General features: G+C 57.3%; 19 protein-coding genes and 2 pseudogenes. 8 read left to right on the top strand and 13 right to left on the bottom strand.

Annotated elements, in window-relative coordinates; genetic code table 11:
- Nucleotides 1-295: 295 nt before the first annotated feature.
- Nucleotides 296-2,722, top strand: coding sequence for a glycogen/starch/alpha-glucan phosphorylase (locus CWM57_RS12470; RefSeq protein ID WP_100675998.1), 2,427 nt, complete (start codon nt 296-298; stop codon nt 2,720-2,722).
- A gap of 64 nt (nt 2,723-2,786) precedes the next feature.
- A complete protein-coding gene (locus CWM57_RS12465) occupies nt 2,787-3,125 on the top strand; it encodes an STAS domain-containing protein (protein ID WP_074386387.1) in 339 nt (112 codons plus the stop codon).
- Nucleotides 3,126-3,163: 38 nt separating this feature from the next.
- Here the strand turns inward: CWM57_RS12465 and CWM57_RS28205 are convergent.
- Both CWM57_RS28205 and CWM57_RS28200 read right to left on the bottom strand, forming a co-directional pair.
- Nucleotides 3,164-3,925: pseudogene (locus CWM57_RS28205) on the bottom strand (EAL domain-containing protein); the annotation flags it as partial.
- Nucleotides 3,926-4,084: 159 nt separating this feature from the next.
- Nucleotides 4,085-4,699: pseudogene (locus CWM57_RS28200) on the bottom strand (CSS-motif domain-containing protein); the annotation flags it as partial.
- 401 nt (nt 4,700-5,100) lie between these two features.
- On the opposite strand from CWM57_RS28200, the gene CWM57_RS12455 reads away from it, so the two are divergent.
- From CWM57_RS12455 to CWM57_RS12440, 4 genes are all read left to right on the top strand, one after another.
- Nucleotides 5,101-6,117: an iron ABC transporter substrate-binding protein gene (locus CWM57_RS12455; protein ID WP_100675996.1), complete on the top strand. Its 1,017-nt coding sequence runs from the start codon at nt 5,101-5,103 to the stop codon at nt 6,115-6,117.
- Between the two features lie 21 nt (nt 6,118-6,138).
- Nucleotides 6,139-7,713 carry an ABC transporter permease gene (locus tag CWM57_RS12450; RefSeq protein WP_165784196.1) on the top strand — a complete coding sequence of 525 codons (1,575 nt, stop codon included), beginning with the start codon at nt 6,139-6,141 and terminating at the stop codon, nt 7,711-7,713.
- A 1-nt stretch (nt 7,714) separates the two neighbouring features.
- Nucleotides 7,715-8,743: an ABC transporter ATP-binding protein gene (locus tag CWM57_RS12445; protein WP_074386383.1), complete on the top strand. Its 1,029-nt coding sequence runs from the start codon at nt 7,715-7,717 to the stop codon at nt 8,741-8,743.
- Between the two features lie 243 nt (nt 8,744-8,986).
- Entirely contained in the window at nt 8,987-9,886 is a 900-nt protein-coding gene (locus CWM57_RS12440; RefSeq protein WP_100631496.1) for a GGDEF domain-containing protein, read from the top strand.
- Nucleotides 9,887-9,903: 17 nt separating this feature from the next.
- On the opposite strand, the gene CWM57_RS12435 is transcribed toward CWM57_RS12440, so the two are convergent.
- Nucleotides 9,904-10,737, bottom strand: coding sequence for a helix-turn-helix transcriptional regulator (locus CWM57_RS12435; RefSeq protein WP_100675994.1), 834 nt, complete (start codon nt 10,735-10,737; stop codon nt 9,904-9,906).
- Between the two features lie 260 nt (nt 10,738-10,997).
- On the opposite strand from CWM57_RS12435, the gene CWM57_RS12430 reads away from it, so the two are divergent.
- The gene (locus CWM57_RS12430) at nt 10,998-11,765 is read left to right on the top strand and encodes a phytanoyl-CoA dioxygenase family protein (RefSeq protein WP_074386380.1); all 768 of its coding nucleotides are present in this window, start codon (nt 10,998-11,000) and stop codon (nt 11,763-11,765) included.
- Nucleotides 11,766-11,778: 13 nt separating this feature from the next.
- On the opposite strand, the gene CWM57_RS12425 is transcribed toward CWM57_RS12430, so the two are convergent.
- Genes CWM57_RS12425 through CWM57_RS12405 form a run of 5 tightly spaced genes read right to left on the bottom strand, consistent with a single transcriptional unit; the run spans nt 11,779 to nt 16,742 of the window.
- Nucleotides 11,779-12,120 (bottom strand): PTS fructose-like transporter subunit IIB, encoded by a 342-nt coding sequence (locus CWM57_RS12425; protein ID WP_061155136.1) that lies wholly within the window; start codon nt 12,118-12,120, stop codon nt 11,779-11,781.
- A gap of 15 nt (nt 12,121-12,135) precedes the next feature.
- A complete protein-coding gene (locus CWM57_RS12420) occupies nt 12,136-13,011 on the bottom strand; it encodes a [formate-C-acetyltransferase]-activating enzyme (RefSeq protein ID WP_100631498.1) in 876 nt (291 codons plus the stop codon).
- Nucleotides 12,977-15,274 (bottom strand): formate C-acetyltransferase, encoded by a 2,298-nt coding sequence (locus tag CWM57_RS12415; RefSeq protein ID WP_100675993.1) that lies wholly within the window; start codon nt 15,272-15,274, stop codon nt 12,977-12,979. Before CWM57_RS12415 ends, CWM57_RS12420 begins: the two co-directional genes overlap by 35 nt.
- A gap of 50 nt (nt 15,275-15,324) precedes the next feature.
- The gene (locus CWM57_RS12410; RefSeq protein WP_004179264.1) at nt 15,325-15,645 is read right to left on the bottom strand and encodes a PTS fructose-like transporter subunit IIB; all 321 of its coding nucleotides are present in this window, start codon (nt 15,643-15,645) and stop codon (nt 15,325-15,327) included.
- A 20-nt stretch (nt 15,646-15,665) separates the two neighbouring features.
- Nucleotides 15,666-16,742: a PTS fructose transporter subunit EIIC gene (locus tag CWM57_RS12405; RefSeq protein WP_074386376.1), complete on the bottom strand. Its 1,077-nt coding sequence runs from the start codon at nt 16,740-16,742 to the stop codon at nt 15,666-15,668.
- 309 nt (nt 16,743-17,051) lie between these two features.
- Here CWM57_RS12405 and ptsP point away from each other — a divergent pair, with 309 nt between their 5' ends.
- Entirely contained in the window at nt 17,052-19,553 is a 2,502-nt protein-coding gene (gene ptsP, locus CWM57_RS12400; protein WP_074386375.1) for a phosphoenolpyruvate--protein phosphotransferase, read from the top strand.
- Nucleotides 19,554-19,590: 37 nt separating this feature from the next.
- Here the strand turns inward: ptsP and CWM57_RS12395 are convergent, their stop codons facing one another.
- The 5 genes from CWM57_RS12395 to CWM57_RS12375 form a co-directional block, all read right to left on the bottom strand.
- Nucleotides 19,591-20,556 carry a PDR/VanB family oxidoreductase gene (locus CWM57_RS12395; RefSeq protein ID WP_100675992.1) on the bottom strand — a complete coding sequence of 322 codons (966 nt, stop codon included), beginning with the start codon at nt 20,554-20,556 and terminating at the stop codon, nt 19,591-19,593.
- Nucleotides 20,557-20,613: 57 nt separating this feature from the next.
- Nucleotides 20,614-22,062 carry an NAD-dependent succinate-semialdehyde dehydrogenase gene (locus CWM57_RS12390; RefSeq protein WP_100675991.1) on the bottom strand — a complete coding sequence of 483 codons (1,449 nt, stop codon included), beginning with the start codon at nt 22,060-22,062 and terminating at the stop codon, nt 20,614-20,616.
- A gap of 18 nt (nt 22,063-22,080) precedes the next feature.
- On the bottom strand, nt 22,081-23,205 hold the full coding sequence (gene yeaW / locus CWM57_RS12385; RefSeq protein ID WP_074386372.1) for a carnitine monooxygenase, oxygenase subunit YeaW: 1,125 nt from the start codon (nt 23,203-23,205) through the stop codon (nt 22,081-22,083).
- A 36-nt stretch (nt 23,206-23,241) separates the two neighbouring features.
- Nucleotides 23,242-24,849, bottom strand: coding sequence for a BCCT family transporter (locus CWM57_RS12380; protein ID WP_061155128.1), 1,608 nt, complete (start codon nt 24,847-24,849; stop codon nt 23,242-23,244).
- Between the two features lie 449 nt (nt 24,850-25,298).
- Nucleotides 25,299-26,384: a tartrate dehydrogenase gene (locus CWM57_RS12375; RefSeq protein WP_100632005.1), complete on the bottom strand. Its 1,086-nt coding sequence runs from the start codon at nt 26,382-26,384 to the stop codon at nt 25,299-25,301.
- Between the last annotated feature and the right edge of the window lie 4 nt (nt 26,385-26,388).

Raw genomic sequence — 26,388 nt, 5'->3', positions numbered from 1 at the left:
GAAGGGGTTACCGAAAGGTAACCCCTTTTTGCTTTTCCCTCTAGCCGTCCTGACTGCACTTCACCTTCACCTCCCGACTCCGCAAACCCGCCATGTCTGTAGCGTTATCGCTGGCGAAAAGGTGACGATCAATCCATTGCAAATGGTTGTTATTTTAATTATTCAGCCTCTCGTTATAAACGGCAATGGTGCTGAGGAATAAAAACCATTCGGCAAAATATCTTCGTCTATACTTGGAAAAATGATGATTTACCTGCCATGGTTTTACGCAGATACAGAGACCAGTGAGGTCAGAATGCCTGTCACTAATCGTCCAGAAATCAAAGAACTACGGGTTTTGGTAGAACAGCAATTAAAGTACACATTGTGTGTTAGCTTAAATAAAGCTACGCATGGCGATATTTTTAACGCGGTGGCGCTGGCCATTCGTCATTTTCAACAGGACCATTTTCTGTTGAGCCAGACGCGGCAACGTGAAGAACATAAAAAGCGCGTTTACTATCTGTCGATGGAGTTTTTACTGGGACAGTCGCTGCGTAATAACCTTTTGAATATGAATTTACTGGCGGAGATGCGCCAGGTGGTGAATGACCTGGGGTTTGATCTTGACCACCTTCTTGACGAAGAGCCCGACGCCGCGCTGGGCAACGGGGGGTTAGGGCGCTTAGCCGCCTGTTTTATCGATTCGATGGCCACCCTTGATATTGCCGCATCCGGGCATGGCATCAAATACGAATATGGTCTTTTTCGCCAATCCTTTCAAAATGACCAGCAGATGGAGCATCCGGATGACTGGCATTCCATGCACTCCCCGTGGCTGGTCGAACACCATGCTCAGCAAATCCTGATCCCGCTGGGAGGCTATATTGAACACAGCGAAGATGTTGATGGTAATTACAACCCAATGTGGCTGGGTTGGAAAACGATTATCGGTATTCCCCATGACTATTTCGTTTCCGGCTACCGGGATACGACGACCAATAAGCTGCGGCTCTATAGCGCGGTCGCCTCTGACTCCTTTAATATCCATATTTTCAATCGTGGTGATTATATCAAGGCGGTGAGTGATAAAATTGCTTCGGAGAATATTTCAAAAATACTCTATCCATCCGATGAGGTGCTGACCGGAAAAGAGCTGCGGTTGACGCAAGAGTATTTTCTGGTGGCCTGTACGCTGCGGGATATATTCCGTGACTATGCCGAGGTTAATGACGATATTACTTTTCTGCCGCAGCATGTGGCGATTCAGCTTAATGACACCCATCCGGCATTAGCGGTGGTGGAGCTGATGCGCATCCTGGTCGATGAATACCGGTTGCCCTGGGAGCAGGCGTGGGAGATAACGCAAAACACCTGTGCCTACACGAATCATACGTTGATGCCGGAAGCGCTGGAGACCTGGCCGGTGACGCTGTTTGAAAAACTGCTGCCGCGTCATTTGCAAATTATATTTGAGATCAACCATCGTTTCCTTGAAGAGGTGGCCCGGCGCTGGCCGGATAAACATCATCTGTTATCTTCGCTGTCTTTAATTGACGAACATCACGATAAGCAAATCCGCATGGCCAATCTGGCCATTGTTGGTAGCCATCGCGTGAACGGGGTAGCATGGCTGCATTCGGAACTGGTCAAGAAACAACTGGTGCCGGACTTCTATTTTATGACCCCGGAGAAATTCATTAATCAGACCAACGGCGTCACGCCGCGACGCTGGGTGCAGCAGGCTAACCCCGGCCTGGCAGCATTTTTGCACCAACAGCTGGGGGAAGGGTGGCCAACCGATTTACCCTTGCTGTCCAGTCTGGAAAGACTGGCCGATGATACTGCTGTTATTGATAACATCCGGGCCATTAAATTTGCCAACAAAACCGCGCTCAGCCAGCTGGTTGCTCAACGCTATGGCATTGCCCTGGATCCGCTGGCGATGTTTGATTGTCAGGTCAAACGTATTCATGAATATAAGCGTCAGTTGCTCAATATTCTTCACGTGATCGCGCTTTACCTGGATATCAAAGAGACAGGGAAAACTATCGCGCCTAAGGTGCATTTGTTTGCGGGTAAAGCGGCGCCGGGCTATCGGATGGCGAAGCTGATTATTCAGTTGATTAATACCGTCGCCCGGAAAATTAACAGCGACCCGCAGGTTGCCGGGCAGCTTAAAGTGGTTTTCCTCGAAGATTATAAAGTCTCGCTGGCGGAAAAAATCATTCCGGCCACGGATCTCTCTGAGCAGATCTCCACCGCCGGCACCGAGGCGTCCGGCACCAGCAATATGAAGTTTGCCATGAACGGCGCATTAACTATCGGCACCTATGATGGGGCGAATATCGAAATCCGCGAGGCCGTGGGAATCGATAATTTTTATCTGTTTGGCGCCGTAGCGGAAGAGATTGAAGAGAGCCGGCGACTCGGGCATCACCATGCTTTCTATCATCAGAACCCGGCTATTGCGCGTGTTGTCGATACCCTCGTGTCTGGGTTGTTCACCAGCGATCGTGAGCTGTTTGCACCACTTCACCACATGTTGACGGAGGGCGATCATTACTGTCATTTACTGGATTTCGACAGTTATTGTCAGGTCCAGCGGCAGGCGATGGCCGATTTTGAACTGCCGGAACAATGGCACCGTCGGGCCTTACTCAATATTTGTCGGATGGGAGAATTTTCCAGCGACAGAACCATACGTGGCTACGCCCGGGATATTTGGGGTATCACCTGCTAAAGAGAGAACACGCCGAGCGGAAAAGGGACTCGTCGACGGATATCAGTCACTATTGAGGATGAGCATGAACGTTGAATTACATACCGAGCAGGGCGTAAAAATTATTATGCCACTGGTGCGCCGACTGGACGCTTCCGTCGTACAGGCGTTTAAGCAGCAGGTTCTGGAGGCTATCGACCCGGATACCAAAAACGTGCTGCTGGATCTGAGCCACGTCGATTTCATCGACAGTAGTTGTCTTGGCGCGCTGGTATCCATTCTGAAAAGCGTCAACGGTCAGGGCGAGCTGGTGCTGTGTTCGCTCAATGATACGATTAAAAGCCTGTTTAAGCTCACCCGTATGGATCGCATCTTTTCCATTAAGGAGACTCGACAGGATGCGCTGAACACGTTCACTCAGTGATGACGTTGGTGCAGGCCAGCGGGTGATGGGTCGCCCGCTTATTCTTCGACAATTCGCGCCTTCGGTTTGCTCAGCAGAAGCATGACCAGGGCGACGTAGGGCATTGGCTTCCAGAAATAGTAGCCCTGTAACAGATGAATATTCTGGCGATTGAGATAATCCAGCTGGGCCTGGGTTTCGACGCCCTCGGCAATGATGCGCAGTGACAGCGTCCGGGCCATCTCTATCACGCAGTCCAGCAGTTTGCTTGACGGTGTCTCCCCGGTCACCCTGCCGACAAAGCTCTGATCGATTTTGATATAGTCGAAAACCAGCTCGTGGAGATAGGAAAGCCCGGAATAGCCGGTGCCAAAGTCGTCCAGCGCGATGGAAAACCCGCGGGAGTGTAGCGTTTTGAGCTTGTCCACAACCGCGCCGTTGAGCAACAGCGGCTCCTGCTCCGTGATCTCCAGCATCAGCTTCACCGCTTTGCCCTCAAAGCCGCGCTGATAGTGCAGGCAATCGTCGATAAACGTCGGAGCGTTAATGTGTGACGCGCTGATATTCAGGCCAATATGAAACCCATCCGGCAGCTTACTGAAGATGGGTCTCATCTGGGCGGCGACCTGCGCCATCAGGCTGCGGGTCAGTGGGATAATTAAGCCGGTACGTTCGGCCAGTGGAATAAATTCAGCGGGCGAACGCCACTGCGCGGTGGTATTTTTCCAGCGGGCGAGAATTTCCACGCCGTATATCTCTCCCGTTTTCCCATTCACGACGGGCTGGTAGTAGGGAACGATATCCCCCTGGGCGATAGCGTAGCGCAAATTCTCTTCTTCAGAGGTATAGACATTGAGGTATTTGCGCAGCAGGAAATAAAACAGCAGTGAGACAGAAAAAATAAAAATCAGCAGACCGAAACCATTATGAAATAAGCGGCCGGGGCTAAAAAAAGGCGACTCGGGATAGATAATGCGAAACGGGTAGTCCGGTGAGCTAAATATACCCTGATGTGGACCTGCGTTTAGCGATTCCACATCGCCATACCTGGCGATCATCTGATGGTTGACCCATAGTACCAGTCCGTCGTTATCCGTATCGCTATACAGAGCATCACGGAGATGCACGTCGCTGATAGTGACAATCACCCGGATCTGCGCTGAGTGCGTCTGATAAATGAGCACCGGTCGCTTATTAACCATCATTCTGGCTGGCAATAGCAGCAGTGGCTCAACAGACAAAGACTCAGGATGAAGCGTCAGTACGCGATTTCCTGGCAGCGACGAGCACCACACCTGGCCATCTTTTATCAGCAAAATGGTACGCAAATGTGGCTGCAGAGCGGTCTCGGTTCCGAGCTGAAACTGGCCCTGCACGGAGCAACCGCTGCGGCTGACGTTCAGGGCTGTGACCGTCGCGGCTCGAGCCTCATCAATAATAACGGCGATTTTCTTCGCCGCCTGACGGGCGGAGGCGACATGGGTGGCCTGGTCTGAATGCCACAGCTGCCAGTTAATGACGAACACCCCAGCCAGAAATACCACCAGCGCCAGGGAAAAGGCAATCCATGCGTTTCGCACCGTTATCTTTTTCATTTTTTACGCGTGCTATGTGGAGCGAGCATAAAATGAACCATCCATCCCGCTGAAAAGGCGTTATCCAATGATCGTAGAAGGGGGATATCCTCCGTGACGACGGAGCATGTAAAAACATGATCATTATCACAATACCTGCAGATAAAAACCGCTCACGTCCGAATGCGGCTACGACTCCGTCACGACAGGAATAAAAAAACGATCTTAATGTTTTCTTAATATAAATTCCGGCAATGGATGGTTTTAAGCATTTTCTAATCCCTAATAACAGCCCGGCGCTATTTTTTGCTTTTTTAAGTTTATGATAATTGTTTTCATTATCATTCTTTTTTTGCTGTGATTTAATCCTTTCCGCTCAGGCTATTTACCGTTTATTGCCCTATTTCATTAAGGATGCGTTCATGAAATCTCGCTTATCGCCCCTCCGTACGGCAGCGTTGGTTGCCGCTTCTCTGTTTCTGGCGCCGCAGGGGATGGCGGCTGACGCTCAGGACGGGATTGTGGTCTACAACGCCCAGCACGAAAATCTGGTGAAGTCGTGGGTGGATGGATTTACCAAAGAGACCGGTATTAAGGTCACGCTGCGCAATGGCGATGACAGTGAGCTGGGTAACCAGCTGGTTCAGGAAGGCTCCGCGTCGCCGGCCGATGTGTTTCTGACCGAGAACTCGCCGTCGATGGTGCTGGTCGATAATGCCAAACTTTTCGCCCCGCTGGATGCTGCCACCCTGCAGCAGGTTCCGGCGCAGTACCGTCCGCAGCATGGTCGCTGGATCGGCATCGCCGCGCGCAGCACCGTTTTCGTCTACAACCCGGCGAAAATCAGCGAGGCGCAGCTGCCGCACTCGCTGATGGATCTGGCAAAACCGGAGTGGAAAGGGCGCTGGGCGGCTTCGCCATCGGGGGCTGATTTCCAGGCTATCGTCAGCGCAATGCTGGCGCTGAAGGGTGAGCAGGCGACTCTCGACTGGCTGAAGGCGATGAAAACCAACTTTGTCGCCTATAAAGGCAACAGCACGGTGATGAAAGCTGTCAACGCCGGGCAGATCGACGGCGGGGTGATCTACCACTACTATCGCTTCGTCGACCAGTCAAAAACCGGCGAGAACAGCAAAAACACCCAACTGTATTACTTCAAACACCAGGATCCGGGCGCCTTCGTCAGCATTTCCGGCGGCGGTGTGCTGGCCTCCAGCAAACATAAAGCGCAGGCGCAGGCCTTTATTAAATGGATCACCGGCAAACAGGGGCAGGATGCGCTGCGCACCAATAACGCCTTCGAATATGCCGTGGGGGTAGATGCGGCCTCTAACCCGAAACTGACCCCGCTGAAAGATCTGGATGCACCGAAGGTAGAACCTTCCTCGCTGAACAGTAAAAAGGTCATTGAGCTGATGATGCAGGCTGGCCTGCTCTGATCCTGAGGAAGTGATGTTGCTATGTCTGTTCTGAGTCTGTCGCTCGGAAAGAAAACAGGACGCCTGCCCGAGCGCAGGCGTCCTGCATTTCCGATGGTTGCGTTAGCGCTGCTGTTTTCATTGCTGGCGCTGTTGCCGTTAGGGTTTGTGGTGGCGGTCGGACTCGACACCGGCTGGCCGACGATCAAAGCGCTGGTCTTTCGTCCGCGGGTAGGGGAGCTGCTCAGCAATACCCTGTGGCTGACGGTGCTGGCGGTCCCCATCAGCATTGTGCTCGGCGTGACGCTGGCCTGGCTGACGGAACGTACCGCCCTTGCCGGTCGGCAGCTGTGGTCGGCGCTGGCGGTGGCCCCGCTGGCGATTCCAGCCTTTGTCCAGAGCTACGCCTGGGTCAGCGCCGTGCCTTCGCTGCATGGCCTCTCCGCCGGGGTGTTTCTCTCGGTGTTGGCCTACTATCCGTTTATTTATATGCCGGTGGCGGCCGTGCTGCGCCGCCTCGATCCCACCCTTGAAGATGTCGCCGCATCGCTGGGCACGCCGCCGTGGAAAGTGTTCTTCCGGGTGGTGCTCCCGCAGCTGCGTCTGGCAATCTGCGGCGGTGCGCTGCTGGTGGCCCTGCATCTGCTGGCGGAATATGGCCTGTATGTGATGATCCGCTTCGATACCTTCACGACTGCTATTTACGATCAGTTCCAGTCGACCTTCAGCGGTCCGGCCGCCAATATGCTGGCAGGCGTGCTGGCCTTGTGCTGCCTGGCGATCCTGCTGCTGGAGAGCGCCTCACGCGGTAAAGCGCGTTACGCGCGTATCGGCGCCGGGGCGGCCCGCGAGCAGAAGCGGCTTGTGCTGGGTAAAGGGGCGGCTGTTGGCGCGCAGCTACTGCTTCTGCTGCTGGTGATGCTGGCGATGGGGGTTCCCTTACTGGTCCTGTGCCGCTGGCTGTGGCTGGGCGGCATCGACAACTGGCTGCATGCCGATCTGTGGCATTCGCTGCGCCAGACCCTGCTACTGGGCGTGGGCGGGGCGCTGCTGACGACAACCTGCGCGATCCCCATTGCGTGGCTCGGCGTGCGCTATCCGCGCCCGCTGTTCCGCCTGCTGGAGGGGTGTAATTACATCACCAGCTCGCTGCCCGGCATTGTTACCGCGCTGGCGCTGGTGACGGTCACCATCCACTACGCCCGCCCGGTGTACCAGACCGAAGTGACGTTGTTTCTGGCCTATCTGTTGATGTTTATGCCGCGTGCGCTCATTAACCTGCGTGCCGGTATCGCGCAGGCGCCGGTAGAACTGGAAAACGTTGCCCGTAGCCTCGGACGCAGTCCGGCCCGCGCCCTGTGGAGTATTACCATGCGGCTTGCCGCGCCGGGTGCGGCCGCAGGGGCCGCGCTGGTGTTCCTTGGCGTCAGCAATGAGCTCACCGCCACGCTACTGCTCTCGCCGTTAGGCACCCGCACCTTGTCGACCGGTTTTTGGGCGTTAACCAGCGAGATCGACTACGTGGCGGCGGCGCCGTACGCGCTGCTGATGATCGTCATTTCGCTGCCGCTGACCGCGGTTCTTTATATGCAGTCGAAAAAAATGGCAGGGTTGTAACATGCTGGAATTGTCTTCTATTTCGAAATCCTTCGCCGATGCGCTGGTTCTCGATAATCTCAATCTGACCGTGGCGCCGGGGAGCCGGACGGCCATTGTTGGTCCGTCGGGCTCGGGAAAAACCACGCTGCTGCGCATTCTCGCCGGTTTCGAAACGCCTGATCGCGGGCGGATCGTCATGCACGGTACTCCTCTGTTTGCCGACGGCGTGTTTGTCCCCGCCCACCAGCGGCGGATCGGTTATGTTCCGCAGGAAGGGGCGCTGTTTCCTCATCTCAATGTTGCGGACAATATCGCCTGGGGGCTGGACGCCAGCCGTGAGGAGAAGCGTCGCCGGGTGGGGGCGTTGATGGAGATGGTCGCCCTCGACCCTGCCCTGGCGAGCCACTGGCCACATGAAATTTCCGGTGGTCAGCAGCAGCGCGTTGCCCTGGCCCGTGCACTGGCTCAGCAGCCGGCGCTGATGCTGCTGGATGAGCCGTTTTCTGCACTGGATACCGGGCTGCGCGCCAGCACACGTAAAGCGACGGCGGACCTGCTGGCCGAGACGGGAATCGCCTCGATTCTGGTGACCCATGATCAGAACGAAGCGCTGTCGTTTGCCACTCAGGTGGCGGTGATGCGCCAGGGGCGCTTTGCCCAGGTCGGAACGCCGCTGACAGTTTACTCGCAGCCAGTGGATGAAGAGACGGCGTTGTTTCTTGGCGATGCCCTGATCCTTCCTGCGCGCCTGAGCCCCGGCCGGGCAAGCTGCGTGCTGGGGGACCTGGCGACGGACGCACTGCATCCTGCTGGCGAAGGCAGGGTGATGCTGCGTCCGGAACAACTGAGCGTCAGTGTGAGCGGGCCGCAGGAAAGTACCGCCATCATCCGCGATGTCGATTTCTCAGGCCAGCTTTCCACGTTGACGCTGTCGATGGCCGGGCACGAGCGGCCGATTGTCCTGCGAACCGTGAGCCAGCCGGCGTGGCAGCCCGGCGCGACGGTACGACTGACGGTCAGCGGCAAGGCGCGGGTGTTTAGCGGCTAATCCCTGAGCAGGCGCCGTCGGCTATCGACGGCGCCGCACGGAAAGCTAATCAGATGGCGGATGAAGCCGCTAGTATCCGCGCCACTGACCTCGTCGCCATGGAGTGGTAGTACGTTGGAACAATTCCGCGGGGTCAGTCCAGCGCCCACCATTTTACCGATCCGTCGCTTTTTCATTCGTCCCGCTACGCTTAACTGCTATCCTGTCTCGCGATCGGCCCTGTTGTTACCATGAGACATCGCTATGCCTGAACTCCATACTCCTGCGAATCGCCCCGGCCCGGCCGCTGCGGCCCGGGTGACGCTCCTGCCAGCGCTGCTGGTTATCGTCGCCATCGCTGTCGGCTGTGTCCTGGTGTCGCCTCCGGTCGGCACACGACACGAGATCCTGACTAACCCCGGCCTCTATATCGATCTACTGGCGTTGTTGTTTCTGGTGTTTATGCTGTGGAGCTCGGCAAAGGTGCGGATGAGCCACATTGCCGTCAACTGGGTGCGTTATGGGCTGCTGCTGTGGATTGCCGGTGGCACCTTTGACGTGATGGATGAGATCGTGGTTCAGCCGCGCTGGATGGGCTATTACTGCGAAGATCTGCTGCGCCTCTCCGGGATGCTGCTGACCGTGGTGGGTGTCTACAAAATTATTGAGCGGATTAACCTGCTGTACGTTGACGCGCGATCGCAATCCCTGAAGGATGAGCTCACCCAGTTGCCCAACCGGCGTTTTTTCATCAATACCATCCGCGAGAAGTCCGGGCATGCGCTGGGACTCATGATTCTGGATATCGATTTTTTTAAGAAAATTAACGATACCTTGGGCCATCTGGTGGGCGATGAAGTGTTATTTTCGCTGGGTAAACAGCTGGCAAACTTGACCAGCGATCGCATCCAGCCGGCGCGTATCGGTGGGGAAGAGTTTGCCATTATCGTCGATGGCCTGTCGGAGCCCGAGCTGCACGCCCTGGCGCAGGCGATCCTCGACAATGCCGGCACCATCCTGATCAATCATCAGACGCCGTTGTCGATCAGCATTGGCGTCGGAATGTGGCGGCCAGGCGAAGCGCAGGAGACATTTATCCGTAAAGTCGACGAGGCGCTGTACAAGGCCAAGCACAACGGACGCGGACGCGTGGAGTGGGCGTAAGATTCCGGCGCGGCAGGTTAGGCCTGCTGCGCGCTACGGCAGTGTCGCCGATACTCCGACGGTGAGCGTTCGGTGTAGCGTTTGAATACCCGGCAAAAATAGTTGCTGTCGACGAAACCGCAATTATGGGCGATCTCTTTCACCTTCAGGTCATAGCCGCGCAGTAGCTGCTTCGCCTTTTCCAGGCGAACCCGGGTCAGATACTCATTAAATCCCACCGAGCCTGATTTCTGAAAAATATGCGATAGATAGTTGGGTGTGATGTGAAAACGTTTGGCTACCGATTCCCGTGTCAGCGGCAGGCTAAGATTTTCCTCGAGGTAGTCCTGGACGGCGAGAAACAGATCCCGACTGCGGCTGACGCGCATTTCCAGACCGACCAGCTGTTCACGACAATGACTCAACAGCGCGGCGACCACCAGCCGTGCGGTCAGCGGGTCGGGTTGCAGGCTGACTTCATTCAGGCTCAGCAACAGGTAAGAGCCCACGCGCGGTCCGAGGCGGGAAACGCTCTGCTTTTCCGTATGCAGGCATTTCCCGTCCCAGCGCTGAATACTGAATCCCAGTTTCTGCCGACCAAACAGGATGCTCAGGGTAGTGGCCTGGCCGGTCCACTGCGGCAGCGTCCACTTCCCCGCCTGCACGTACAGTACCTGCAGCGTGGTTAACGTCGAGGCGGCCAGCGGCAGTCCCTGTTCACTCAGCTGGCCCTCCAGCACAATTTCCAGACGCGGAAACGGCACGTTGAAGGCGAGGGCAGGCACGGAGATATCCGGCTCAGGAAATCTCACCTGTAAGTGATCTTTTTGACCGATTAACCGATGCAGAATATCCGGCAGTTCTTCAATCATTCTATGGCCTCAGCATGCGCATTATCCTGTTGATGGTAATCTAATTTTTTCGGCTCGACAGCGTTTGTTTAGCGATTTTGCGCTGCGAATTCATGACCAACTGCAGCGCATCCATCGTCGGAAATAAGATTATTGATGCCCATCACACTTTGTGAGCTCGCATACGTATGTCCAGTTTTTCGTAGCGCTCGCCTCCTGTTATACCGCGGCGGGGCCAGTAGAGTTTATTTGTGTTATCGGAACGTTAAAAGGAACGCAAAATGAACTCATCATCGGCTAGCTTTCTCGATGCGTTAGGCGCCAGCCTGGCGCTCAGCGCGCAAATGAAACACGAGCTCGACACCCTCGGCTACACCGTCGTGCATAACGTCGTTGACGCCCAGTGGCTGAGCGAAATGCGCCTGCTCATTGACACCCTGGTTGAACGCGAAGGCGACAATCTGGCGATGGAACATCATCAGGAGGCGACGGCGACGCGGATCGCTAACCTGATTAATAAGGGAGTTATCTGGGAGAAAGTCTGGTCGCATCCGCTGATCCTCTCCGCTTGTCGCTATATCTTCGGCGGCGATTTTAAAGTCTCCAGCCTGAACGCGCGCGAGGCGCTGTATAACGGTGGTCATCAGCCGCTGCACGCCGACTGGAAAAAGCCGCGCCCGGATTTTCCCAAAGTCCACCTGGTGAATACTATCTGGGCGATAGATGATCTGAGCGCCGCCAACGGTGCACCGCGGATCATTCCCGGTACCCACCTGCGCCCGGCGTTGCCGGAGGAGGTGCTGGCCGACCCGGAACTGACCCATCCCGATGAGATTGTGTTTGCCGCACCGGCCGGCAGTGTGATGATTTATAACGCGCACGCCTGGCACGGTGGTACTCGTAATCGTGAAGGCAGCAGACGACGCGTACTGCATGGGTTATATATCGATCGCGCGGATACGCCGCAGCAGGACCAGCGGCGCTGGCTGACGCCGGAGACGGCAAGCCGGCTGACGCCGGCGCAAAAGTGGCTGCTGGATGTAGAATAAGGTCTGTCGCCGGTCAGGGAAGTTCTACATAGACGACCGGCTTTTTCATGATGCTTTTCACGGCCTCGACGATCTGCTGCGGCTGCAGCAGGAAGCTCTTGATGCTGGTTTTAATCGTCCGCAGGCCGCTAAAGCGCTGGGCGTCATCGATTTCGATATCCGTCACCAGCAGCACCACTTCGGCGCGGGCGATATCTTCGGCGGTGATCCGGTTTTCAACACCGAGCGCGCCCTGGGTTTCGACTTTCAGGTGCCATTTTTCATGATGACCGACCTTTTCCAGTCGTTCGGCGGCCATGTAGGTATGCGCCACCCCGCTGACGCAGGCGGTTACGGCAACGATCGTAAAGTCCATAATATCCTCCTGGCGTTATCCGCCGATAGTGACGTGGAATCCGGCCGCTTCGGCCAGCGTCCGGTAAGGTTGAATTTCCGCTTCGTCAGGTGCTTTCACGCCGGCGAGCGGCCAGCGTTTGCCCAGCAGACGGTATTTGGGCTCGCCATATTGATGAAACGGCAGCAGGTGTATTTCTTTTAGCGCGAACGGCGCGAGAAACGCCAGAATCTGGCGAAAATTATCGACGTTCAGGGTGTAGCCTGGGATCAGCGGCACCCGCGGGATCAGGTTGATTTTTCTCGCCGCCAGCTGGCGAAAATTGTCCAGCACCCGTGGCTGATTCATTCGCAGCAGCGACCGCGCCCGCTCAGGTTCCATGATTTTAAAATCAAACAGGACTTCATTGCAGGCTTCGGCCACCGGCAGGAAGCGGTCGAAAGCGCAGTCGCCCGCGGTTTCGATGGCGGTGCGGATCCCCCACTGGCGCAGGCGCTGGAGAAAGCGGGCGGCAAACCCGGCCTGCATGAGCACTTCGCCCCCGGAGAGGGTGACGCCGCCGCCGGAGGCGCGAAAGAAGACCTCATCCTTCAGCACCTCCTGCAACAGGTTATCCAGCGTCACATCGCGGCCAATCTGTTCCCACGCACCGGACGGACATTCGGCGACGTCCTGCAGGCAGCGGGTGCAGCGCAGGCATTTGCTCTCCCGGCGCAGGGTCTGAATCCTGGGTGAAATTGATTCGGGATTGGCGCACCACGGGCAGGTATGAGGGCAGCCTTTAAAAAAGACCACCGTGCGGATCCCTTGTCCGTCATTGAGCGAGTAGCGCTGGAGGTTAAAAATGCGCGCCCGGTCGGCGCGCGTGTCGATGACCTCACAGCTGATGCGCGGTGCGGCGGATAATGTCATCCTGAATCTCCTTTGACAGCTCAACAAAGAAGGCGCTGTAGCCCGCGACGCGTACCACCAGGCCGGCAAAGTCCTGCGGCCGCTGCTGCGCTTCACGCAGGGTGTCGGCGTTGACCACGTTGAACTGAATATGCTGCAGCTTGAGCTTGCAAAAGGCCTGTAAAAAGTCTGCCAGTTTGTTCAGGCCGCCGTCGCCGGCCAGCGTTGCCGGGGTGAATTTGACGTTTAGCAACGTACCGTTCGACAGCAGATAGTTATCCAGCTTGCTGACCGATTTCAGCACTGCCGTTGGCCCCTGGGAATCCTGACCGACCATCGGCGACAGGCCGCCGTCTGCCAGTTGCTCACCGGCCAGCCGCCCGTCCGGGGTGGCGCCCACCACCGAACCCAGCGGCACGTGCGCGGAGACGGTGTAGGAGCCGGGGGTAAAATGACCGCCACGTGGGTTCAGATACTGCTCAACCTCTTTGCAGTAAAAACGCAGCAGATCGGCGCTAATATTGTCGACATCGTCGATATCGTTGCCGTACTTGTCAAAACGGTTAATCAGCCGGGCGCGGATTTTTTCCCCTTCCGGCGTCTGGAAATTGGCTTTCAGCACGGCCATCAGTTGGTCAAAGCTGAGACGCTGCTGGTCGAAGACCATACCTTTCAGGGCGTGCAACGAATCGCTAAGGTTAGCGATCCCGATACCCTGGACGCCGGAGAAGTTATAGCGCGCGCCGCCAGCGGTGATATCTTTGCCGTGCTGCACGCAATCTTCAATGAACGAGGAGAGCAGTGGGACCGGTGCCCAGTCGCGGTGGCCGATATCGCAAATGTTGCTGCCCTCGACCATCAGCTTGATGTAATGGCGGATTTTGTCGCGGATCTGGCTGATAAGCCCGTCCCAGCTGACTTCAGGTTGCCCTTCATTCTCCTGCAGCACAATTTCCATCACCTTCAACAGATTAAACATGGCGATATCGTGCAGGCCGTAAGTGCGGCCGGGAATGGAGAGCTCCACGCAGCCAACCACCGCGTAATCACGGGCATCTTCCAGCGACACGCCGCGATTGAGGAAAGCAGGGACCACCACCTCGTCATTGAAAATCTGCGGGATGCCGGTGCCCAGGCGGATGGTTTCGGCAGTTTTGCGCAGGAACGGGCGATCAATCAGCTCGTTGACCCGCACGCCCAGATTCGGCTGCGGTAGCTGAACGTTTTGATAGGCGTCGAGGCATAAAAATGACAGCACGTTGACCGCGCTGCGCCCGGTGTCCGTCAGCCCGCCGAGCAGGGCGGTATAGCCAGTGGGAAAACCCGCGAAATAGCGCGCGCTGCTGGAGGAGCGTAGCAGGACGATATCGTTGCATTTCACCCACAGCGACTCCAGCAGCGCCTTGAGATACGCGGGATCCTGACCCTGATTTAGCGATGCCTGATAAAACGGCAGCATATACTGGTCAAAACGCCCCAGCGAAATCGAGCTGGCATTGGATTCGTACTGCAGAATGATATTCATATACCAGAACAGCTGGCAGGCCTGGGGGAAGTCCGTTGGCCGATGCTGCGCATTGTGGCGCGAAATAGCGGCGATGGTTAACAGCTCTTGCTGACGCTGCGCGTTCGTGCAGTTCGCGGCCATCGCTTCGGCCAGCGCGGCGTAGCGCAGAATATGGCGCTGGGAAGCTTCCAGCAGAATCAGTACCGCCTGATAAAAGGGGTTCTCCGGTTGCTGGGCGCAGTGCGTTTTGAGTTCGGTGACCAGCGCGCCAAGGCCATGATTCAGCAGTCGTGGATAGTCGATGATGATATGGCCCTGGCCTTTATCGGTCTGGTTAACGCTAAATATCTGGGTGCTGACAGCAGCCTTGACCTCTTCAGTCATCTGACCGTTGATGAAATCTTTCATTGAGCGCTTTTCCCAGTAGGGGAACAGCGTTTCGCGGTAGATTTGTTTATCTTCTTCGCTTATTTCGAAGCGATCCTGCGGGCGGGTCGGGAAGGCGTCGAGCTCGTTGAGCAGCCAGTAGGGGTCCATCTCTGGCGACATGATCCCCGCGCGTGGTTTGACGGTGCGGTTGCCAGCGATCAGTTCATCCTCACGAATCGAAATCATCACCTTATCGAGGATCCACGCTGTGGCTTTTGCCCGGCGGATAATGACCGGTTCGCCCTCCGTCTGCCGATGGCTGGCAGTGTAGAGTAATGCGCGTTCAAGGGAGATTTCGCGCGGCTGGGCGAACAGGCTGGCTTTCAGGCGTTGGGTACGATTCGTCATGATAAACTCCATGTTGTGGCGAAGGGCGCGAGGGCGCCCTTTTTAAGGCTTCAGGCGCTCTGGGAAAGGTGGCTGTCTATCTTGTTCATGATGGCGTCGGCGCGTTTTACCGCATCGCTGATGTTGACGCGCACGATAGTTTTCCCGGCAAAACGCTCTTCGAATTTGATGCCGATATCTTTGGTCAGAATGACCATATCGGCGGCGGCAATCTCTTCCGCCGTCAGTTCATTTTCAATACCGATAGAACCCTGCGTTTCTACCTTGACCTGCCAGCCTTTGGCTTTGGCAGCGCTTTCCAGCGATTCGGCGGCCATGTAGGTGTGAGCCACGCCCGACGGGCAGGCGGTGACAGCGATAATGTGGGTCATAATCTGTTCCTTCCAGTCTGTTAGTTAATTTCGAAATCAAGGTCTAGTTCATCGTCAGCGTTGACGTCAGTGGGTTTCTTTTTGGCAAAGGCTTTCAGCAGGATGACGCAGGCGGCGCTGACGCAGGCGCCGACCAGCAGCGCGGCGACAAAGCCCAGCTTGCCCTGGACCACCGGCAACACGATGAGCCCGCCCCAGCCGGCGTAACACTGGACGCCCATCAGCGCGGCGGTGACGCAGCCGCTGGCGGCGCCAATCATATTGGCCGGAATGACGCGCAGCGGATCCGCGGCGGCAAAGGGAATCGCCCCTTCGGTCACGCCGACACAGCCCATCACCAGCGCCGCTTTGCCGGTTTCCCGCTCTTCGGCGGTGAAATATTTGCGGCCAATCAGCGTCGCCAGCCCCATGCCCAGCGGCGGTACGGCGATACCGACGGCGGCGATGGCCACCACGCTGTAGACGCCCTGCGAAACGCAGATCAGCATGAAGGCGTAGGCCACTTTGTTCACCGGGCCGCCCATATCAAAGGCCAGCATCAGGCCCATAATGATGGCCAGCACCACGATGCTGCCTTCACGCATCCCCTGCAGCCAGCCGGTCAGATTAGCGGTCAGCGCGCCAACCGGCTCGCCAAGCCCCCACATCATGATCCCGGCGGTGATAAAGGTGCCGACGATGGGAATGATGAAAATCGGCATCACCGAGCGCAGAACTTTATGTACGGGGATTTTTTTCAGGTAATAGACCACCAGGCCGCCAATCATGCCGGCGATCAGCGCGCCGAAGAAGCCGGCGCCAAAGCTGTTGCCCACCCATGCGCCGATGGCGCAGGGGGCCAGCGCGGCGCGGTCAGAAATGGAGTAGCCGATGTAGGCGGCGAGAAAGGGCACCATCAGCGTCAGCCCGGCGACGCCAATATCAAAGAGTTTCTTCAGATTAGGATCGGTGGCGGCATCGGGCACCGCGCCTTTGCCATACAACATGACGGAGACCGCCAGCAGGATCCCGCCGGAAACCACGAAGGGGATCATGTGCGAGACGCCGGTCATCAGATGCTGGCGGGTATTTTTTAGTATTTGCACCAGTTCGTTCATTGCTTGCTCCTGAGCGCTGTAGGGCCCGTGACAGTATTGATGCCTCAACATTAGAAAAAGGGCGGGGTATTAAACAGTAGAGAAAAAGTGCATTTACTGGATATTTGTAAGGTGAGAAAAGAATTGCGATCCACCTCAAATCTTAGTGGTGACAAGAAAGATGAGCGCTAACAGGGTGGAATTGTGATGGCGGGCATAAAAAAGTATCGTGTGTACAATAGTCCAGTAATTGCCAGTTTTATCACCTAGTCCCGGGGGCCGTCTTTTATTACCTTTTGGGGAAATAATGGATTGCTCAGGAGGAAGGCGATGGCTCTGGTCATTGAATTTACATGTGATTTGCCCAACGGCGTGCATGCGCGTCCGGCCAGTCTGGTCGAAACGCTGTGTAATCGTTTTTCATCAGCGATTGAGTGGCGGAACTTGCGCCGCGAGAGCGGTGGAAATGCCAAGAGCGCGCTGGCGATTATCGGCAGCAATACCCTGAAGGGCGACGCCTGCCAGCTGCTTATCAGCGGCGAAGATGAAGCTGAGGCATTCGCCGCGTTAACGGCTTTTATGCGCGATGAATTTCCCCACTGTGACGCGCCGCTGCCCGCTGCGCCAACGCTGGATGTCCAGCCGGTGCCAGAGTCGCTTTCGCGGCTGAACCCGACGCTGTTTCATGCCCGTCCGGTGTGCGCCGGCAGCGCTGGGGGAACGCTGGTTCATCTCAAATCACGCGATCTGCACGAGCTGGGTGAACTGCCCGTCGCCGCCAGTCCCGAACAGGAGCAGGCGGCACTGGATAATGGCCTGCGGCTACTGGTGAAAGATATTGCGCTGCGGTTGCTGGACAACGACGGCACCGCCAGCGCGATCCTGGAAGCTCACCGTTCGTTGGCGACGGATGCCTCGCTGCGCCAGCACCTGCTTGGCGGTATTCTCACCGGGCTGAGCTGCGCCCAGGCGATTGTCGCCACCGGCGACCACTTCTGCGCCCAGTTCCGCGACTCCGGTAACCGCTATCTGCAGGAACGGGTACTGGATGTCCGCGACGTTTGCTTCCAGCTGTTGCAGCATATCTACGGCGAAGCCCGTTTCCCGGCGCCGGGCCAGCTGCGGGAAGCGGCCATTTGCCTTGCCGACGAGCTGACCCCCAGCCAGTTTCTGGAACTGGATAAAACGCATCTCAAAGGGCTGCTGCTGCGCAGCGGCGGCACCACCTCGCATACCGTGATTCTGGCACGCTCATTCAATATCCCTACTCTGGTGGGCGTGGATTTAGCCGCGCTGCTGCCGTGGGTGGATACGCAGGTGCAGATTGACGGCAACGCCGGGCTGCTGGTGGTGGATCCGAGTCCGGCGGTAGCGCGCTACTATCAGCAGGAGGCCTGGCTACAGACGCAAATCCAGCAACAGCAGCAGGTATGGCTGGATAAAGCCGGGCAGACGCAAGACGGTATCCGCGTGGAGATCGCCGCCAATATCGCCCATTCGGTGGAAGCGGTGGCGGCATTCAACCAGGGCGCGCAGTCGGTAGGGTTGTTCCGCACTGAAATGCTGTATATGGATCGCCCGAGCGCGCCGTCGGAAGATGAGCTCTACAACATCTTCTGCCAGGCACTGGAACCCGCTGCCGGGCGCAGCATTATCGTGCGGACTATGGATATCGGCGGTGATAAGCCGGTGGCCTATCTCAACATCCCTGCGGAAAACAATCCGTTCCTCGGGTACCGTGCGGTGCGCATCTATGAAGAGTATCAGGCGCTGTTTCACACTCAGCTACGGGCGATTTTACGCGCCTCGGCACACGGCTCGCTGAAGATTATGATCCCCATGATTTCATCAATGGAAGAGATCCTGTGGGTGAAAGAGCGACTGGCGGAGGCCAAACAGTCGCTGCGCGCCGAGCAGATCCCGTTTGATGAAAAGATCCCGCTCGGCATCATGCTGGAGGTGCCATCGGTGATGTTTATCATCGATCAGTGCTGTGAAGAGGTGGATTTCTTTAGCATCGGCAGCAACGACTTAACGCAGTATCTGCTGGCGGTCGATCGTGATAATGCGAAAGTGACGCGCCATTACAACAGCCTGAATCCCGCCTTCCTGCGCGCGCTGGACTATGCGGTACAGGCGGTGCATCGGCAGGGGAAATGGATCGGTCTGTGTGGCGAACTGGGGGCCAAAGGATCGGTGCTACCGCTACTGGTAGGCCTCGGTTTAGATGAATTGAGCATGAGCGCGCCGGCGATCCCGGCGACCAAATCGCGCCTGGCCCAGCTGGACAGCCGCGCCTGCCGCCAGCTGCTGAATCAGGCCATGCAGTGCCGTACCTCACTGGAAGTGGAGCATCTGCTGGCCCAGTTCCGCATGCGTCAGCAGGATGTGCCGCTGGTGAGCGCCGAGTGCATTACGCTGAATAGCGACTGGCGCAGCAAGGAGGAGGTGCTGAAAGGGATGACGGATAACCTGCTGCTGGCCGGACGCTGCCGCTATCCACGTAAGCTGGAGGCTGACCTGTGGGCCCGCGAGGCGGTGTTCTCCACCGGTCTGGGCTTTAGCTTCGCCATTCCGCACAGTAAATCCGAGCATATCGAGCAGTCGACCATCAGCGTCGCCCGCCTGGCGCAGCCCGTGATGTGGGGCGATGAAGAGGCGCAGTTTGTGATTATGCTGACGCTGAACAAGCACTCGGCGGGCGATCAGCATATGCGGATTTTCTCGCGGCTGGCGCGGCGCATTATGCACGCGGAGTTCCGTCAATCTCTGGTCTCCGCGGAGAGTCGCGAGGATATCGCTGGCCTGCTGCGCCGCGAGCTGGAACTGTGATCTGCACACCGGCCAGCGGTGCTGGCCGGAATGCGCTTTACAAATCCAGCACTAACCGACCGCCTTTGGCGCGCGAGCAGCAGATCAGCATACTCTGCTGGCTGGCTTTCTCTTCCTCGCTGTAATACTGATCGCGGTGGTCGGCTTCCCCCTCCAGAATCATCGTTTCGCAGGTGCCGCACACCCCTTCGCGGCACAGGCATTCCACCTTCGCCGCTTTGTTATTCTCAATAACCTGCAAAATGGTCATGTCCTGCGGTACGGTAAATTCGCGTCCGGAACGCGCCAGCACCAGGATAAACGCCTCTCCGCCTTTATCCTCAACGATAAACTGCTCAAAGTGCAGCTGACTGGCGGGCACCTGATGGCGTTCGGCGGCGGCTTTCACCGCCTCGTTAAGCGCCGCCGGGCCGCAGGTATACACGTGGGTCCCGGGCTCGAGGTCGGCGAACAGGCGCGGCAGGTCGAGACGGCTGCCGAGCGCGGATACATGAACATTGACCCGATCGCGCCACGGCGCGGCGCTGAGCGCATCGACGAAAGCATTATTGTCGGCGTCGTGGAAACAGTAGTGCAGCTGCCAGTCGGCCTGCCGTTGTTCCAGTTCAGGAATATGCGCTAAAAACGGCGTGATGCCGATGCCGCCGGCGATCAGCAGATGTTTTCGCGCCTGTGGTTCGATGGCGAACAGGTTGTTGGGGGTGGACACCGTCAGGGTATCGCCCGGGCGTACCTGCTGGTGCATAAAACGCGAGCCGCCTTTGGAAGGCGACTCAAGACGCACCGCAATCTGCCAGCTGGTGGTATCCAGCGGCGAGCTCATCAGCGAGTAGGCGTTACTGTAGCGCTGCTCGCCATCCTGCATCTGGACGATAATATGGCTGCCGCCGCTGAATGCCGGCAGCGGAGCGCCGGTCGGCGATACCAGCGTAAAACGCTTCACAAGGGGGGTGATCTGTTCAACATCGCGAACGATCGCCTCAAACATTTGATAATCAGACATCGCTGAACTCCATCAAAAAATCCCGGCGTGGCCAGCGCCGCCGCCGGGAGAGGACATTTACAACCCCTGGCAGAGATACTTCATCTCCAGGTAATCTTCGATTCCGTGTTCCGACCCTTCGCGGCCAAGGCCGGACTGCTTCACTCCGCCAAATGGCGCGACTTCGTTGGAAATCAGTCCGGTATTGATGCCGACCATCCCGTATTCCAGCTGCTCGGAGACGCGCCAGATACGGGCGGCATCGTTGCTGTAAAAATAGGAGGCGAGGCCGTAGATAGTGTCATTTGCCTGTTCGATGACCTGCTGCTCATCGTCAAATTTCACCAGTGCCGCCACCGGGCCGAAAATCTCTTCCTGCAGCAGCAGTGACCCCGGCTGTACGTCGCCGATCACCGTAGGGGTGAAGAAATTACCGCCCAGTGGGTGCGCTTTACCGCCGATTAACAACGTTGCGCCGCGGGTCAGGGCGTCGTCGAGCAGGGACTGGACTTTGCGCCCGGCGTCGGCGTTGATCAACGGGCCAATCTGTACATCGGACTCGCTGCCATCGCCAACTTTCAGGGCGGCGACGCGGGCCACGAACTTATCGCAGAATTGGTCGTAGATGGCGCGATGAATATAGAAGCGGTTGACGCAGACGCAGGTTTGCCCGGCGTTGCGGAACTTGGCGATCAGCGCTCCCTCGACCGCTTTATCGATATCGGCATCGTCAAAGACGATAAACGGCGCGTTACCGCCGAGCTCTAAAGAGAGCTTTTTGATGGATTCCGCGCACTGGCGCATCAGTACGCGGCCAACTTCGGTCGAGCCGGTAAAGGAGAGTTTACGCACCCGCTCATCGCCGGTGAACACCGCGCCAATTTCGCGCGACTGGCCGGTAACGACGTTAATGACGCCCTGCGGGATCCCGGCCTGATTCGCCAGTTCCGCCATCGCCAGCGCGGTAAACGGCGTTTCGTTAGCCGGCTTTATCACCATCGTACAACCCGCAGCCAGCGCCGGGCCGGCCTTACGGGTGATCATCGCCGCCGGGAAGTTCCACGGGGTGATCGCCGCGCAGACGCCCACGCCCTGGCGGATCACCATCAGGCGTTTATCCGCGCCAGGGGAGGGGATTATTTCGCCGTTGGTGCGTTTGCCCTGTTCGGCAAACCACTCGATAAACGAGGCGGCATAGGCGATTTCGCCTTCCGCTTCCGCCAGTGGCTTGCCCTGCTCGGCGGTCATGATCTGCGCCAGCGCGGTTTTGTTTTCGATGATCAGGCGGTGCCAGTTTTTCAATAGCGTGGCGCGCTGAGCGGCGGTTAATGCGCGCCAGGCCGGCAGCGCGGCCGCGGCGGCATCCACCGCCTGCTGCGCTTCCGCCCGACCCATATTAGGGATCTGGCCGAGCGCCGCGCCGGTGGAAGGATTGCTGACGGCAAGCGTCGTGCCGTCGGCGGCGTCGCGCCAGCTTCCGGCAATCAGCGCCTGCTGGCGAAACAGATCTGAGTGAAACACGGACATAGCAAACTCCTTCAACGATTACGGCTGGAACACCTGGGCCACCAGATTGTGGAAATGGGCGATACCGTGCTCGGAGATACCGCTGCCGCTGTTATCGGCCATAATGCGTCCCTGGCCGCGATAGCCGCGGGACTTCAGCCCCTTCTGCACGCTTTCCACCAGGCGTAAATCTTCCGGGCGGAACACGTCGCGATACCACTCAATCAGCGCTTTCTGATCGTTGGTCAGCTCTTCGTTGGTGAAATAGATGTCGTAATTCTGCAGAGTGGTCTCTTCATCCACCGGGAATTCATAGATCACGGTCATCATGCCCTTGATCGGCGTGACGTTGAACATGGTGCACGGCCATAGCCAGAAACCGTGGAACGCGGCTTCGGTACCTTCTTCGAATTTAAACGACTGCTCGGACGGCTTGGCGAAGCCATACTGCAGCGTCCATTTGCCGTGCATGGTGTGCCAGTAACGGTCAACCTGTACGGAATCCGAGAAGCCCGGGTGCGCCGGGCCGCAGTGGTAACATTCCAGATAGTTATCGACGATATTTTTCCAGTTCGCCGGGGTGAGAGTGGTAAAGCGCGCCGCCAGTTTCAGATCATGCACGTCCGGGCAGGCTTCCAGCACTTTGTCCTGCAGGCCCGGCAGCTGTGATTCCACACTCTCGGCTTCCGGGTTCAAATTGATAAACACAAAGCCGGCATACTCTTCCAGGCGAACCGGCACCAGCTGCGCCTTTTCGCTATCGAAATTCGCCACGTTTTCGCAGTTGCGGGCATGGGCGAGATTGCCGTCAAGCTTGAAGGCCCAGGCGTGATAGGGGCAGGTAATCACGTTTTTGGCTTTACCTTCACCGCTCAGCAACTGGTGGCCGCGGTGCGGGCAAACGTTATAGAAAGCGCGCAGAATGTTGTCGCGACCGCGGACGATAACGATATTTTCGCCAATGATCTCCCGGGTGATGTAGTCGTTCGGCCGGGCGACCTCGCTGCCGTGGGCGACGCAAATCCAGCTATTGGCGAAGATGCGCTCTTTCTCGTGCTCAAACGCCTGGCTGTCGGTATAAAAACGGGCCGGAATGGTCCAGGCATCCTGCGGATTGGCGCAAAAATTAATCGGCAGCGTAAAGTCAGGGCTCAAATTGCTCATGTAAGGTCACCTTGTGATTATTGTCAGTAAGAGGTTTTACAGCGACTGGCCGTCGCCTTTGAGTACCGTGCCAACCGGTAGCGTCTCGGCTTTAATCATTGGCTCGGGCGTATGGGTTTCTATCTGATTGACCGGCACGTGGGCGTAGTCCTGTTTTAACCAGCGCACGAAGCCGCCAGTCTTAATCAGCAAAATGGCAAGGAACGGTAGGGCGGTCAGTACCACGGTGGTTTTCATGGTCTCAAGCGAAGCCCCGGTAAACAGAATCGATAGCGGGATGAGGGTGATCACCACGCACCAGAACAGGCGCATGCCGCGATCCGGATCTTCGCCTTCGCGCAGGTTGCGGGTGCTGGTTGCCGCCATGGTGTAGGCCACCGCATCCATGTGCGAGGCGAGGAAAACAATCATCACGAACAGATAGGCGGCGAGGAACAGTTTACCTGCCGGCAGCGACATCAGCACCTGCTGGACGGCGGTTTCGCCGCCGAGAGTCTGCATCACCTGCGGTACGTTAATCACGCCGTTAACGAACTGGTGCATGGCGTAGCTTTCCATCACCCCGAAGAAGAACCAGCAGCCGGCGGTGCTACCGAGGAGCAGTCCCCAAATGACCTCTTTGATTTTGCGCCCGCGGGAGACGCGAGTGACGAACATCGCCACGCCTGGGGTATAGGAGATCCACCACAGCCAGTAGAAGACGGTCCAGTTGCGGGTAAAGGCGCCGTCGCCGAGGGGGTCGGTAAACAGGCTCATCTGCAGGAAGTTTTGGGTGGTGAGGCCAATGGCGTTGATAACGTTATTGGTGATGAATTCGGTCGGGCCAACCAGTAATACCACCAACGGCAGCAGGAACGCGCCCCAGCCAACCATTTTGCTCAGGCGCTGCAGGCCGTTGTTGATGCCAATCCACGAACTCATGCAGAAAATGCCGCCGGAGAGCAGGATCACAAACGCCTGCACGGTGAAGTTATCCGGCAGTCCGGTCAGCGCTGACAGGCCGCGGGTGAAGGTGGCGGCAGTGACCACCAGCGAAATGGTTAACGCGCCGACGGTGGCGATCAGGAACATCAGATCAACCAGACGGCCCCAGAAGCCTTGCGGACTCACTCCGGTGATCGCTGAAATGATCCCGGAGAGGCTGAGGCCTTTATTTTTCCGCACGTGGAAGTGATAGGCCATGATCAGCGAGGCGAGAGTGTAGGTCGCCCAGGCGCTAACCCCCCAGTGGAAGAAAGAATAAGGGATGCTGTATTCCAGCGCTTTCGGCGATTGCGGCGCAATGTTCAGGCCCGGGGTCTGGTAGTAATAAGCCCATTCGGCAACGCCCCAGTACAGTGTGGAGGAGCCGAGCCCGGCGCAGATAAACATAAACAGCCATGAGAGGGTACTGTATTCGACTTTGCCTTCGCCGAGACGGATATTGCCGTATTTGCTGGTTGCCAGATAGAGCACCAGTCCCAGTGCCAGCAGCACCAGTACCTGTACCGTGGAACCCAGCAGCCGGGTCACGCCGTTAAAAATCGAATCAGCCGCCTGCGCGGTTTGGTGGGGGAAGAGACTTAATGTAGCGGCGATGAAAACAATGGCCGCCAGGCTGATGGCAATCAGCGGCACATCTTTTTTCTTTACGTTGCTCAACATGGGTGATCTCCTGGGCATGATTGCCCGTCGGTGGCTTTAGCCTGTCGTTGTTATCACGCTGTAGGGTCAGGGTTCGTAGCAAAAAGCTATTAACAATCGGATTATTTCTTCGTTACATGAATTAAACAATTGGCCGATTCGTGAAGCAATAAAACACGGAACGGAAATAATAAAAGGTGAATTGGCGCAGGTTCTTTCCTTTCAGGAATGAATAAAGTTCACCGCTGTGATGCGGTTCACTTGTCAATCGTGGGGGATTCTGCATAGCGAAAAGAGAGGGAAGTTGGCGGGCCAGGCGCGCGGGTTTTCCCGGGTAGCGGCTACGCCTTACCCGGGCTACTCGCGGTGCCGTTTTTTGCCGGGTGGCGGGTAGCGCCTTACCCGGACGATATTCTCGTGCCTTTTGTAGCCCCGGTAAGCGCAGCGCGACCGGGGAGCGGGCGGGGTAATTACGCCAAAATGGCTTTGCAGATAGCGTCGCTGACCTGTTGCGTTGACGCGCTGCCTTTCATATCCGGGGTTTTCGGCCCGCTGGCAATCACCTGCTCAATCGCCGCCAGAATGCCGTTGTGGGCGGCGTGATAGCGCTCGTCGTCGTTACCGAGGAAATCGAGCATCATCGCCCCGGCCCACACGGTGGCGATCGGGTTGGCGATATTTTTACCGTAGATATCCGGCGCGGAGCCGTGAACCGGCTCGAACAGCGATGGGAAGGTGCGCTCCGGGTTGAGATTGGCCGATGGCGCAATACCGATAGTGCCGGTACAGGCCGGGCCAAGATCGGAGAGAATATCGCCGAACAGATTGGAACCGACCACCACGTCGAAACGCTCCGGCTGCAGCACGAAGCGGGCGCACAGGATATCGATATGCTGCTTGTCCCAGCGAATATCCGGATAGTTTTTGGCCATCTCTTCCACTCGCTCATCCCAGTAGGGCATGCTGATCGCCAGACCGTTGGATTTGGTGGCGGAGGTCAGCGTTTTACGCGGGCGGCTTTGCGCCAGTTCGAAGGCGTAGCGCAGGATCCGGTCCACGCCACGGCGGGTAAAGACCGACTCCTGAATCACCACTTCATGCTCAGTGCCTTCATTGGCGCGCCCGCCAAGGGCGGAATATTCGCCTTCGGTATTTTCGCGCACCACATAAAAATCAATATCACCGGCCTTTTTACCCGCCAGCGGGCAGGGGACGCCGGGGAACAGGCGCACCGGACGCAGGTTGACATACTGGTCGAACTCGCGGCGGAACTTCAGCAGCGACCCCCACAGAGAAATGTGGTCGGGAACGGTATCCGGCCAGCCGACGGCGCCAAAGTAGATAGCATCGAAGCCCTGCAGCTGCTCGCGCCAGTCGTCCGGCATCATCTTGCCGTGATGAGCATAATATTCGCAGCTTGCCCACTCCATCTGCTCGAAGCTCAACGACAGATCCCAACGCTGTGCGGCGGCTTGCAGCACGCGAATCCCTTCAGGCAGAACTTCTTTGCCAATTCCGTCACCCGGGATGGCGGCAATACGACAGGTTTTTTTCATTCCG

The sequence above is a fragment of the Klebsiella sp. G-Nf4 genome (assembly GCF_002810615.1).
Taxonomy (GTDB): domain Bacteria; phylum Pseudomonadota; class Gammaproteobacteria; order Enterobacterales; family Enterobacteriaceae; genus Klebsiella; species Klebsiella variicola.
Note: the sequence above shows the minus strand (reverse complement) of the source record. Positions and strands in the feature narration are given on the sequence as shown.